The organism is Candidatus Njordibacter sp. Uisw_039 (genome assembly GCF_047730075.1).
Taxonomy (GTDB): Bacteria; Pseudomonadota; Gammaproteobacteria; order Pseudomonadales; family Balneatricaceae; genus Njordibacter.
The window spans coordinates 1315939-1328075 of sequence record NZ_CP159831.1 but is presented as its reverse complement, the minus strand read 5'-3'; the positions used below and the strand labels follow the sequence as shown (position 1 = coordinate 1328075).

General features: G+C 44.6%; 12 protein-coding genes. All 12 read right to left on the bottom strand.

Features of this window, described 5'->3' with window-relative positions; translation table 11 throughout:
* Positions 1-59: 59 nt before the first annotated feature.
* Positions 60-1463, bottom strand: coding sequence for a Si-specific NAD(P)(+) transhydrogenase (gene sthA / locus ABXT70_RS06295; protein ID WP_443642322.1), 1404 nt, complete (start codon positions 1461-1463; stop codon positions 60-62).
* A 47-nt stretch (positions 1464-1510) separates the two neighbouring features.
* Positions 1511-1759, bottom strand: a complete 249-nt coding sequence (gene nqrM, locus ABXT70_RS06290) for a (Na+)-NQR maturation NqrM (RefSeq protein ID WP_443642321.1) — start codon at positions 1757-1759, stop codon at positions 1511-1513.
* Entirely contained in the window at positions 1760-2830 is a 1071-nt protein-coding gene (locus tag ABXT70_RS06285; RefSeq protein ID WP_443642320.1) for an FAD:protein FMN transferase, read from the bottom strand.
* Entirely contained in the window at positions 2790-4019 is a 1230-nt protein-coding gene (gene nqrF, locus ABXT70_RS06280; protein WP_443642319.1) for an NADH:ubiquinone reductase (Na(+)-transporting) subunit F, read from the bottom strand. Before nqrF ends, ABXT70_RS06285 begins: the two co-directional genes overlap by 41 nt.
* A 25-nt stretch (positions 4020-4044) precedes the next feature.
* Positions 4045-4656 carry an NADH:ubiquinone reductase (Na(+)-transporting) subunit E gene (gene nqrE, locus ABXT70_RS06275; protein ID WP_443642318.1) on the bottom strand — a complete coding sequence of 204 codons (612 nt, stop codon included), beginning with the start codon at positions 4654-4656 and terminating at the stop codon, positions 4045-4047.
* 11 nt (positions 4657-4667) lie between these two features.
* Entirely contained in the window at positions 4668-5315 is a 648-nt protein-coding gene (locus ABXT70_RS06270; RefSeq protein WP_443642317.1) for an NADH:ubiquinone reductase (Na(+)-transporting) subunit D, read from the bottom strand.
* Positions 5316-5317: 2 nt separating this feature from the next.
* Complete coding sequence (locus tag ABXT70_RS06265; RefSeq protein WP_443642316.1) at positions 5318-6088, bottom strand: Na(+)-translocating NADH-quinone reductase subunit C; 771 nt, start codon at positions 6086-6088, stop codon at positions 5318-5320.
* Positions 6081-7286 carry an NADH:ubiquinone reductase (Na(+)-transporting) subunit B gene (locus ABXT70_RS06260; RefSeq protein ID WP_443642315.1) on the bottom strand — a complete coding sequence of 402 codons (1206 nt, stop codon included), beginning with the start codon at positions 7284-7286 and terminating at the stop codon, positions 6081-6083. The genes ABXT70_RS06265 and ABXT70_RS06260 overlap by 8 nt, the downstream gene beginning before the upstream one ends.
* Before the next feature lie 2 nt (positions 7287-7288).
* A complete protein-coding gene (locus ABXT70_RS06255; RefSeq protein WP_443642314.1) occupies positions 7289-8632 on the bottom strand; it encodes a Na(+)-translocating NADH-quinone reductase subunit A in 1344 nt (447 codons plus the stop codon).
* Between the two features lie 198 nt (positions 8633-8830).
* Entirely contained in the window at positions 8831-10267 is a 1437-nt protein-coding gene (locus ABXT70_RS06250; protein WP_443642313.1) for a glyceraldehyde-3-phosphate dehydrogenase, read from the bottom strand.
* Positions 10268-10445: 178 nt separating this feature from the next.
* Entirely contained in the window at positions 10446-11132 is a 687-nt protein-coding gene (locus ABXT70_RS06245) for an aspartate/glutamate racemase family protein (RefSeq protein WP_443642312.1), read from the bottom strand.
* Between the two features lie 8 nt (positions 11133-11140).
* The gene (locus tag ABXT70_RS06240; RefSeq protein ID WP_443642311.1) at positions 11141-12109 is read right to left on the bottom strand and encodes a LysR family transcriptional regulator; all 969 of its coding nucleotides are present in this window, start codon (positions 12107-12109) and stop codon (positions 11141-11143) included.
* Positions 12110-12137 lie beyond the last annotated feature (28 nt).

Sequence of the window (12137 nt, the reverse complement as noted above, 5' to 3'; positions counted from 1 at the left end):
TTCCTAATGGGATAGAAAAACCCGCCACATGAAATTATCACAGGTTACGTAAGTGTAGCTTAGTTATTAACTTGTCGAGCTCTATTCAGGCCCAATTGAGCTGCTACACGGTAGGCTTCCGCCATAGTGGGGAAGTTAAAGGTGTTATTTACAAAATATTCTATAGTATTCGCATCGCCTTTTTGGTTCATTATGGCTTGGCCGATATGAATGATTTCTGAGGCGCGGTCACCAAAACAGTGGATGCCCAGAATTTCATAAGTTTCACGGTTAAACAAGATCTTCAACATGCCCACCACTTCACCACTAATTTGTGCACGAGCAAGGTCTTTAAAGAAGGCTTGTCCCACTTCGTAGGGCACCTTATCTTCAGTGAGTTGTTCTTCAGTTTTTCCTAAGGAGCTAATTTCTGGAATGGTATAGATACCAGTTGGAACGTCATCTACAAATCGGAAGCCTGGCAAATCTAGTAAGTCTGTAGCGGCTGAACGGCCTTGATCATATGCAGCAGAAGCCAAGCTTGGCCAACCTACTACGTCGCCTGCTGCGTAAATACCTTCTATATTGGTTTGATAACGGTGGTCAATTTCCAACTGGCCACGGCCGTTAGTTTCAATTCCAAGGTTTTCTAATCCAAGGCCTTTGGTATTGCCGGAACGCCCATTACAGAACAAAAGCATATCTGCGCGAATACGCTTGCCAGACTCTAATTCTATAGAGACTGAAATATCGTCCGCTGAGACACTCTTATAAGTTTCGTTGTGGCGTATACGTACACCGTTGTTTCGTAAATGATAACTCAGCGAATCTGAAATCTCGACATCAAGGAACTCTAGCAGATTAGCACGGTTATCGACCAATTCAACTTTAACACCTAATCCAGCAAAAATAGAAGCATATTCAGAACCGACTACGCCAGCACCGTAGATAATCAATGTTCGCGGTGTGTGCTTTAGATTAAGTACTGTGTCACTGGTATAAATGCGTGGATGGGCAAAGTCCACATCATCTGGTTCATAAGGGCTAGAGCCAGTAGCGATAACTGCTTGATCAAAACGCAAATTTTCGCTGGCATCATGACCTAGCACTTCAATGTTGTTACGGTCTAAAAAATGCGCAAAGCCAAAAAACACATCGACACGGTTACGGGCATAAAACTGTGTATGAAGCATGACTTGTTTAGCAATGACTTCGCTGGCAGTTTTTAAAACTTGAGGAAAAGAGAAGTTTTTAGGCTCACCAATCGCACGGAACATCGGATTGGTATTAAACTCAACGATCTGTTTAACGGCGTGACGCAAAGCCTTAGAAGGGATGGTTCCTTTATGGGCACAAGCGCCACCGACCTCATCGCGCATTTCTACTACTGCAACTTTACGACCTAGTTTGGCAGCGTTAATTGCCGCAGCCTCACCCGCAGGGCCTGTTCCAACAACTACTAGATCGTAATCATAATCTGCCATGTTTTCTCTCGATACCACTGAATTTTTATTAGATGAGCAAACCGTGTTTAGCGACCAGCATCATAGCTAGTATTGTCTACTAGGTCTTGCGCCAGTTTATCCGCTTTGATGGTCTTTTGCTGCTCTGTTTCGCACACCTCTGGGTCACCTTTACACACGTCACAAGCTACGTCCATACCTAAAGCTGTCATACCGCCACAAGATCCAGCAATAGGTTTACGTCCCATCAACACACCTACGGCCATACCCACAACTATAAGGATTAAGACCATAAAAGATAACATCATGGTTTGCATTTAGTTCTCCAAATAACCACTAAAGCCTGCAGTAGATTGTGCCACAAAGCCATTTGATTGTTTCATTATAAAGTATGCAGGCACTTGATGCATAGTTGCCCAAATCACTCCCTTCTCTCCACCCATTACCATCAAAGCTGTAGCCAAGGCATCTGCTTTGGCAGCACTGGCGTCAATGACTGTTACCGAGGCTAAGTTATGGGTAACAGGCCTTAATGTACTAGGGTCCAACGTATGGGCGTAACGCACACCATCTAGCTCATAATAATTACGATAGTTACCAGAGGTTGCAACAGCCATATTGCTTACTTTAACTACTTGATAAATTTGCTGAGTGTCCAAAGAGGGTGTTTCTATGGCAATGCGCCAAGGTGAGCCATCAGGTTTGAGGCCCCGGGCACGAAGTTCTCCCCCCACCTCAACTAGATAATCGCTAATTTCATGCCCCTCTAGCCATAGGGCAACTGCATCAACACCATAACCTTTAGCGATGGCCGACAGATCGATTGCACTGTCAGCACGTTTTAATATGGCAGGTGGATTTTGTTGCACCTGTAAATATTGATAACCAATAACTGGCCTTAATGCATCAAGAGCACCTTGGCTAGGAATGTGTTCTGGCACAGGATCAGGGCCAAAGCCCCATAGATCTACCAAAGGGCCCACGGTAATATCAAACGCACCGTTAGTTTGTTTACTGAGTTCAAGGGACAGAGCCACTAAACTTGCCATTGCTGCCGGCACTGTATGCCATTGGTTGACTTCCGCACCATTAAAACCACTTAGGTCAGAGGCATCCATATAGTTCGACATGCTCGATTCAACCCGTGCTAATTCAACTGCAACACTATTAGCAATATCATCGCGGCTGTAACCTTCGTGATTGACCCATTTTACCGTATAACTGGTACCCATGGACAAACCTGTAATGGCCTCAATTTTTGGTGTTTCAGACGCAGAGCAGCCCAGCAACATGGTGAGTATTAATACACACCATGCAGCCAGGCTGATTTGTTGCAAGGGTTTTAGGTTATCCGCCAAAATCATCCAACATAATGTTTTCGTCTTCAACACCTAAGTCCTTGAGCATTTGTACAACAGCAGCGTTCATCATTGGAGGTCCACACATGTAGAACTCACAGTCTTCTGGTGCGTCATGTTCTTTAAGATAATTGTCAAACAATACGTTATGAATAAAACCAGTAAGGCCGTCCCAATTATCCTCTGGCTGAGGATCAGAAAGGGCTAAGTGCCAGTCAAAGTTGGCATTTTCCGCCGCTAGGGCATCGTAATCTTCACCATAGAATGCTTCACGCATACTCCGTGCGCCATACCAAAAAGACGTTTTACGAGTAGATTTTAAACGCTTAAGCTGATCAAAAATGAGTGAACGCATTGGCGCCATGCCAGCACCACCACCAATGAAGATCATTTCTGCTTCTGTGTCTTTGGCAAAGAACTCACCAAACGGGCCATAGACTTTCATCTTATCACCTGGTTTCAAGTTAAATACGTAAGAAGACATCTTGCCAGCAGGGATACCACTGCTACCTGGAGGAGGAGAAGCAATACGAATGTTAAACTTAACCACGCCATGCTCTTCTGGGTAGTTCGCCATGGAATAGGCGCGCACTGTAGCTTCATGTACTACTGACTTATGCTGCCAGACATTAAACTTATCCCAATCACCACGGTACTCTTCGTCAATGTCGAAGGTCTTGTAGTCGATAGAGTGTGATGGGCATTCTAGCTGCACATAACCACCTGCGCGGAAGTCAACACTTTCACCTTCTGGCAAACGCAAGGTAAGCTCTTTGATAAAAGTGGCAACGTTAGGGTTAGATTCAACAGTGCATTCCCATTGTTTCACACCAAATACGTCCTCTTCAACTTCAATCACCATATTTTGCTTCACTGCAACCTGGCAGGATAAACGCCAGCCATCTTTTGCTTCACGCATGGTGAAGTGGCTTTCTTCCGTGGCCAACATAGAGCCGCCACCGTCTTTAATAATGCAACGACACTGGGCACAGGTACCGCCACCACCACATGCTGAGGCTAAAAAGATACCTTGGGCAGAAAGTGTCTGCAGTAGCTTATCGCCAGCTGCAACCGTAATGGCTTTTTCTGGATCATCATTGATAAAAATAGTGACCGCACCAGAGCTCACTAATTGGGCACGAGCAACTATAATAATCGCTACCAAAGAGAGAACCACTGCGGTGAACATTAATACACCGAGGATAATTTCATTATTCATACATCTATACCTTGTGTAGTGCGCTTTACAGCTGGATGCCGGAGAAAGACATAAAACCAAGTGACATTAAACCTACAGTCACAAAAGTAATGCCAAGACCGCGTAGGCCTGCGGGTACGTCTGAGTACTTTAGTTTTTCACGAATACCTGCAAGAGAAGCGATAGCTAATGCCCAGCCTACACCTGCACCCATGCCATACACCACTGATTCACCAAAATTGTAATCACGCTCTACCATGAACAGTGCAGCACCCATGATGGCACAGTTAACTGTGATCAAAGGCAAGAACACGCCCAAGGCGTTGTACAAAGCTGGCATGTACTTATCTAGCAACATTTCCATAATCTGAACAATGGCAGCAATAACACCAATGTAAGAGATCAAACCTAAAAAGCTTAGGTTAACTTCTGGCAAACCTGCCCATGCAAGGGCACCATCAGCTAGCAAATAGGTGTAGATTAAGTTGTTTACCGGTACGGTGATAGTGAGTACCGCAATTACCGCGATACCAAGGCCAATAGCTGTTTTAACTTTCTTGGAAATCGCTAAGAAAGTACACATGCCCAAGAAGAATGCCAAGGCCATGTTTTCTACGAACACGGCTTTAACAAATAGGCTTAGATAATCTTCAATCATTGTTTCAGACCCTATTTAGTGTGCGAGGCAAGTTTGTATTCAACAGGTTCAACCTGATCAACCTTCGAGTTACGAAGTAACCAAATGAACCCGCCAATTACAAAAAAGGCGCTTGGTGGTAGCAACATAAGGCCGTTGGAGTAATACCAGCCGCCATTGGTTACCAAAGGTAGGATTTCGAAACCAAGCAAGGTACCAGAACCGGTCAATTCCCGTACCGTAGCCACAAACAACAATACAACTGAGTAGCCTAAACCGTTGCCAATGCCATCAAAGAAAGATGGAATAGGTGGGTTTTGCATTGCAAATGCTTCTGCACGGCCCATAACGATACAGTTGGTAATAATTAAACCAACAAATACCGAAAGTTGCTTGCTCACTTCATAGGCATAAGCCTTAAGAACCTGATCTACCACAATAACCAAAGAAGCGATGATGATCATCTGTACGATGATACGTATACTGCTAGGTATATGCTTACGGATCAAAGCAATAAAGAAGTTAGAAAACGCTGTTACCACAGTCAGTGCAATACACATAACAATGGTGACGTTCAAACTACTGGTTACCGCTAGCGCAGAACATACCCCCAAAATTTGCAAAGCAATAGGGTTGTTAGTAAAGATTGGTCCTAACAAAATTTCTCTTGTCTTAGACATGATTATGCTTCCCCTGCTTTAAGCTTGGTTAAGAAAGGTGCAAAACCATTCTTGCCCAACCAGAATTTAACTAGGTTAGTTACACCGTTACTGGTTAAGGTTGCACCGGCTAAACCGTCTACTTTATGTAAATCGCCTACAGGAGCCTTGCCCTTAATTAAACCAATGGCTGGGGCATAAGATCCATCTGCATAGACTTTCTTACCAGGCCACAGCGCTTTCCATTTAGGGTTGTCCACTTCACCACCTAATCCAGGTGTTTCTGAATGCTCGTAAAAGCCTAAACCAGCAACAGTATTTAAGTCGCTTTCTAGGGCGATAAATCCATAGAGCGTAGACCACAAGCCGTAGCCATGGATAGGCAAAATGATACGTTCGATACCCTGCTCGCCTTCAACCAAGTACACAGTACTGTATAAAGACTGCTTGCGGATGCTAGCGATATCTTGCTCACTCGTTAAAGCACGTGATTTTGCAGGATCTTTAACAGCTTTGCGCATATTATATGTCATGACATCTTCGCCAGTACTAAACTGACCCGTACGCATATCAACTAGCTTAGGCGTAATGGTTGCAAAAGCCGCCTCCAAATCACCATCCACTACTTCAATACCAGCAGCGGCTAGAATATTAAATTTCTTTTCGTTAATAGCATTTTCTTGTTGCTTGCCCCGCAACATCACAGCAGCAGCCGACACAATTACAGAACAAACCACACACAGAACCAAGGCCACCATCACTGTGCGTGATACAGAATCTTTTGCATTAGACATTGCGTGCTACCCTCCGCTTAATGTTTGCTTCAGTGACATAGTAGTCAATCAAAGGCGCGAATAAGTTGGCAAACAAAATGGCCAACATCATACCTTCCGGGAAGGCTGGGTTAAGTACACGAATCAATACCACCATGACACCAATCAAAGCACCAAAGTACCACTTACCCGTGTGAGTCATGGACGAAGACACAGGATCAGTGGCCATAAAGATCATACCAAAAGCAAAGCCACCCAATACTAAGTGCCAATAGAATGGCAGCGCAAAGAGAGGGTTGGTGTCAGAGCCAATGAGGTTAAGCAACGAGCTCATAGCTATCATTCCTACCATGACACCAGCCACAATGCGCCATGCTGCGATACGAGTCCAAAGCAGCACTGCACCGCCAGCAAAGATAGCTAAGGTAGACACTTCGCCCACAGACCCTTGAATATTGCCAATAAAAGCATCTGCCCAAGTAATTCCTGCATCAGCCATAGCTGCAATACCACCTGTGTTAGCTAAACCTAGTGCAGTTGCACCAGAGAAACCATCTACTGCGGTCCAAACAGCATCACCAGACATTTGAGCAGGATAGGCAAAGTACAAGAACGCACGGCCAGTAAGGGCTGGATTCAAGAAATTCATGCCAGTACCACCAAATACTTCCTTACCTACAACCACTCCAAAGGTAATGCCTAAGGCAGCTTGCCAAAGGGGCACGTCTGGCGGAAGAATCAAAGCAAATAACACAGAAGTAACAAAGAAACCTTCGTTTACTTCATGGCCACGAACAGCGGCAAACAAAACTTCCCAGAAACCACCTACTAGAAACACCACCATATACACAGGTAGCCAATAGGCGGCACCCAAAAGGATATTGTCCCATAAACTTGCCGCATCAAAACCAGCAATAGCAGAAACAAAACTACCACGCCAGCCCTCAGCTTGGGCAACACCCATGGCTTCCATAGCAGTGTTCGCTTGGAACCCTAAGTTATACATACCAAAGAATATAGCGGGGAAAGTACACAACCACACCGTTATCATCATACGTTTAAGGTCAATACCATCACGTACGTGGGCGCCAGTCTTAGTCACGTAGCCTGGAGTGTAAAAAATAGTGTCTGCTGCTTCATATAAAGCATAAAACTTTTCGAACCTACCACCTTTATGGAAGTGAGGCTCCATGGAATCTAAAATGCTACGTAAATTCATGCTTAGCACTCCTTCTCAATACGCGTTAACACGTCACGCAATATAGCGCCGTATTCGTATTTGCCAGCACAGGTATAGGTCATTAAAGCTAAATCAGCTTCTTCAAGTTCTAAACAACCTAGTTCTTGTGCATTAACGATATCACCCACCACCAAACTGCGCAGCAGTTGCGTAGGCAGAATATCTAAGGGCATCAAACGTTCAAATGTACCTACTGGCACCATGGCACGTTGTGAGCCATTGGTAGAGGTATTGAGAGCTACTTTCTTAGTACGGTTCAAAGACGATAAGAAAATATTCAGCACAGAGTGTTTTTGGCTACCAGCAGTCATCCAACCCATGAACTCACGCTTTTTGCCTTCTTCAAGCACTGTAATTTGGTTGTTATAGCGGCCTAAGAAAGCCGTAGTTCCAGAAGCTGTATTGCCACCGAGTACAGAGCCAGAAATAACCCGGTTGTCAAATTTGCCCCGTTTAGTTTCACCAACTATAAGTTCAGTGGTAGAAGCGCCTAAACGAGTGCGGATTAAACGCGGTTTAGTTACCATTGGACCAGCCAAGGCAACAACTCGCTCAGTAGGTAATTTACCCATAGCAAATAGCTGTGCAAAAGCGATCACGTCTTGGTAGCCCACAACCCAAACTGTTTTGGTAGCACTCACAGGATCCAACATGTGAATATGTGTAGAGGCAAGACCCGCAGGATGCACACCTTGAAAACGCTCAACTTGAGTACCGGTAACCTGAGGCACTTGCGCGTCTGCAGCAGCACAAACAAATACCTGCCCGTCAGTTAACTTGGTCAGCAGTTGTAAGCCTTGTGCGAAAGCGTCTTGCTGAGCGGCAATAATAGGCGCAGGATCTGCAGCTAGAGGATGAGTATCGATGGCCGTAACAAAGATAGAACGAGGCTTACTATCAATAGCAGGCACCTTGCTGAATGGACGTGTGCGTAGTGCAGTCCACAAGCCAGACGCTTGCAGGTTTTCGGCCACTTGCTCAGTAGTTAGGCTTGTTAAATCACTGGCAGCGCAGGTTGCAAATTCAACAGCATCATCGCCATCGATGTCAATTACAACAGATTGCAACACCCGTTGTGCGCCACGGTTAATTGCACTTACCACACCAGCGGCAGGCGCTGTAAAGTAAACGCCAGTGGTTTTCTTATCAGAAAACAACACTTGGCCGAGCTTTACTCGATCTCCAACTCTGACTAGCATGGTAGGCTTCATGCCTACATAGTCAGCACCGATCACAGCCACTTGGTTTACCGCTGCAGCATCTTCGATGCTTTGCTGCGGCGCACCAGACAATGGCAAATCCAGACCGCGTCTGATCTTGATCATAAGTCGTACCCAATTGAGAGTTATGGTCGGCTTTAGTGATTAACGTAAGACAGAGCATGCGCAACTAAAACCAATAAAAAAAGCCGGCTTATTATACGAAAATTTACTCAATTCTTCTAGCCTTATCACAAAAAAGGCCACCCTAAGGCAGCCTTTTATTAAATTGAGTCATTAACAGGAGCACAACAGCTTGAAGATCTAGTCTTCGACAGGGAACGCTGGTAATCCTGTGTTAGTTACATGCTGCAACATACGAATCACCTGACAAGAATAACCAAACTCATTATCATACCAAACATAAACCACACAGTTCTTCTTGCCCGTAGCGACAGTCGCCAAACCATCTACCACGCCAGCGGCACGAGAACCTACAAAATCACTAGACACGGCTTCAGGAGAATCTGTGTAGTCAATTTGTTTTTGCAAATCAGAGTGCAAAGCCATATGACGCAAATAATCATTTAGCTCATCACGTTCAACTTCTGAATCAAGGTTAAGGTTAAGAATCGCCATAGAAACGTTAGGCGTTGGCACTCGAATAGCATTACCGGTTAATTTGCCTTCTAATTCAGGCAAAGCTTTAGACACGGCTTTAGCCGCACCCGTTTCCGTAATAACCATATTAAGACCAGCTGCGCGCCCACGACGATCGCCTTTATGATAGTTATCAATTAAGTTTTGATCATTAGTATAGGCATGCACAGTTTCAACGTGGCCGTTGGCTACGCCATACTTGTCATTCAATGCTTTCAAAATAGGGGTGATGGCGTTAGTGGTGCATGAGGCTGCAGACAATATGGTATCTGTGTCTTCAATATCTTTTTGGTTAACACCCATAACGACGTTTTTAATGCCCTTACCTGGCGCTGTTAACATTACTTTAGACACCCCGTTAGCACGCAAGTGCAAAGATAAACCATCTTCGTCACGCCACTTACCAGTGTTATCAATTACAACGGCATTACTAATGCCATAATCGGTGTAATCAATTGAATCTGGCGAACTTGCATAAATTACCTGAATGACATTACCGTTAGCAATCAAAGCATTTTGTTCTTCATCTACAGTAATCGTACCTTGAAAAGTGCCGTGCACTGAATCGCGACGCAACAAACTAGCTCGCTTAGCAAGGTCGTTATCTCCACCTTTACGCACCACGATGGCACGCAAACGCAAGCTTTGACCGCCACCAGTCTTCTCAATCAACAAACGGGCTAACAAGCGACCAATACGGCCAAAGCCATAAAGCACCACATCTGCCTGAGTTTTAGCACTGTCTTTATTTACCGCACCAATTAAGGCAGCAGCAACATAGCTTTGTAAACTTTGGCCAGCACCGTTATCACGGAAACCTATGGCCAACTTACCAATATCTACATGTACGTTAGATAGCGCCAGGCTCTGCAGCACTTCAATTACTGGGAAAGTTTCATGGACAGATAACTTGGTGTGTTCCAGCATGCGTGCTGCACGATGGGATTTAAGAATACTAATGACAGAACGATTCACAACAGAGCGGCCGAATACGGAAACCTCTACATTATCTTCGCGGTAGATTTTACCAATCAAGGGGATCATGGCTTCGGCTAACGCTTCACGGTCTTTCCAGTCTGAAAACACTTGTTCTTGGCTCACAGTGAGTCCCTTTGTTCACCGTATAAAAACGGCTTGGTTGCGGTTCAGGTGTTTAACCTTTTAGTTACCCATCATTGGGAGCACATATTATCGTGGAAATAGCCAGATTTGGCAAACGACTACGGCAAATATTAAGCATTATTTAAACCTATAAAGGTCAAGCACATTTAAGCTAAATCTAACTCGTAAACTGTGGTGGCGCTAGACTCGTCTCAAACCAACTAATGAGGTTATACATACTATAAACTGGTAAGCCAGTAGCAGTGGCAATATCTGCTGCATATGGCACCATATTAGTACATTCCAATACTAATGCGCCAATACTTGGGTCTGACTGCACGAGTGCGCAGGCCGAGTTAATGTTGTCTTTTCTTGCCAGTTCAACATTGAGAACAGGCTCATCGTTAAGGATACAACGACTAAACTCCAAGCCTCCCTCCGTGGTGCCAATTGGGGTATCCAGCGGCACGTTAGCAGCACATAAATATTCGGAGGTTAACGCTGAAGCAGAAATCGTCAAAATTGCTGCGCATTTTCCCTGTGGCAAGGTGGCATTAACACTGGCTACTTGCATTAGGGATGACGTTAATACGGGTACGCCTAATGCCTTTGACAGATCGTCCTGGTAAATAGACAAGAAACCACAGGTTGTGGTAATGCCAGACACACCTTGTTTAACTAATCGCTGTCCCGCAGCAATGAATGGGTCTAACAAATTCTCCCCACGGCATACCACTGCCTGAGGCGTCGCTTTGGGCACCACTTCGATTGCAACATCAAACCCCCAAGTAGTGGGATTACCAACATCGCCATAAATACGTGGGAATTGTGAGTCAAGCATAAGAATACCAATTATAGGCCGCATAACACCCTTCACTCCCGCACTTTAATAGATTTACAGCTAGCCCAAAGATGGGACTCAAGCTGGCCAAGAAAGGCTTGCCCCGTATCTGATACGGGTCTACTCTTCGAGGTAATAATAGCCACATCCAAATTAATATTTGGCGCAAACGGGCGAGTAATGAACCTGTCAGAAGAATCATTACGTAGGGAAATCACATCCACCAAGCCAATCCCCATACCCTCTTTAATAAAACTCAACTTATTAGCAAACAAATGCGTATGAACTACAGGATTCCACCTTGCTCCAGCTTCCACGAATGCCTCCTTAGCGCGCCGTGTGACCATATGCTGCGGTCCCATAATAATTAACGGCTCGCCTGACAATAAGCTTGGTGTCAGCACTTTATGACAAGCTAGGGGGTGATCACTAGGCATCGCGCAAAGAGTTTCGATTTTAAAAACCACGGTATTAAACGGCCCTGTAGCAACTGGCATCTCACTCACACCTATTTCAAACAGCCCAACATCAACCCATTCTTGGATTTTCTGTGAGTACTGAGACTGAAATGACACCGAAAGATTTTCGTATTGCCTTGAAAATTGTGCAATTTGTGCCTGCATAAACCCAAATGATAAGGCGTGAATAGAAGCAATTTGCAGTTTACTTGTCTGCTTATTTTGTAAATCGACAACGGACTGCTCTACATGAGCCAAGCCTCTCACTAATGTGTCAACTTCATTGTACAAAACCAAACCCTCATTGGTAGGGATCAGTTTACCCTTAAGTCTGTTAAATAACTTCAGTTGACAGGTATGCTCAAGTTGACTCAATAAGTTTGAAACGCCTGGTTGGGAAATATTCAATTGCTCAGCCGCTGCCGATACTGTGCCAGATTCGACGACCTTATGAAGCGCTTGTAATTGGCGGAACCGTAGATTCATATATACATCACTTAAACTTATAGGTATTGAATAAATTGATATTTGAAATGATACCATTGATTGGCGATACTCAGTAAGTATAAAT

Excerpts from the sequence above, each read along its gene's own strand:
- sthA (WP_443642322.1), bottom strand. The coding sequence starts at position 1,463 with ATGGCAGATTATGATTACGATCTAGTAGTTGTTGGAACAGGCCCTGCG.
- nqrM (WP_443642321.1), bottom strand. The coding sequence starts at position 1,759 with ATGCAAACCATGATGTTATCTTTTATGGTCTTAATCCTTATAGTTGTG.
- nqrF (WP_443642319.1), bottom strand. The coding sequence starts at position 4,019 with ATGAATAATGAAATTATCCTCGGTGTATTAATGTTCACCGCAGTGGTT.
- nqrE (WP_443642318.1), bottom strand. The coding sequence starts at position 4,656 with ATGATTGAAGATTATCTAAGCCTATTTGTTAAAGCCGTGTTCGTAGAA.
- ABXT70_RS06270 (WP_443642317.1), bottom strand. The coding sequence starts at position 5,315 with ATGTCTAAGACAAGAGAAATTTTGTTAGGACCAATCTTTACTAACAAC.
- ABXT70_RS06265 (WP_443642316.1), bottom strand. The coding sequence starts at position 6,088 with ATGTCTAATGCAAAAGATTCTGTATCACGCACAGTGATGGTGGCCTTG.
- ABXT70_RS06260 (WP_443642315.1), bottom strand. The coding sequence starts at position 7,286 with ATGAATTTACGTAGCATTTTAGATTCCATGGAGCCTCACTTCCATAAA.
- ABXT70_RS06255 (WP_443642314.1), bottom strand. The coding sequence starts at position 8,632 with ATGATCAAGATCAGACGCGGTCTGGATTTGCCATTGTCTGGTGCGCCG.
- ABXT70_RS06245 (WP_443642312.1), bottom strand. The coding sequence starts at position 11,132 with ATGCGGCCTATAATTGGTATTCTTATGCTTGACTCACAATTCCCACGT.
- ABXT70_RS06240 (WP_443642311.1), bottom strand. The coding sequence starts at position 12,109 with ATGGTATCATTTCAAATATCAATTTATTCAATACCTATAAGTTTAAGT.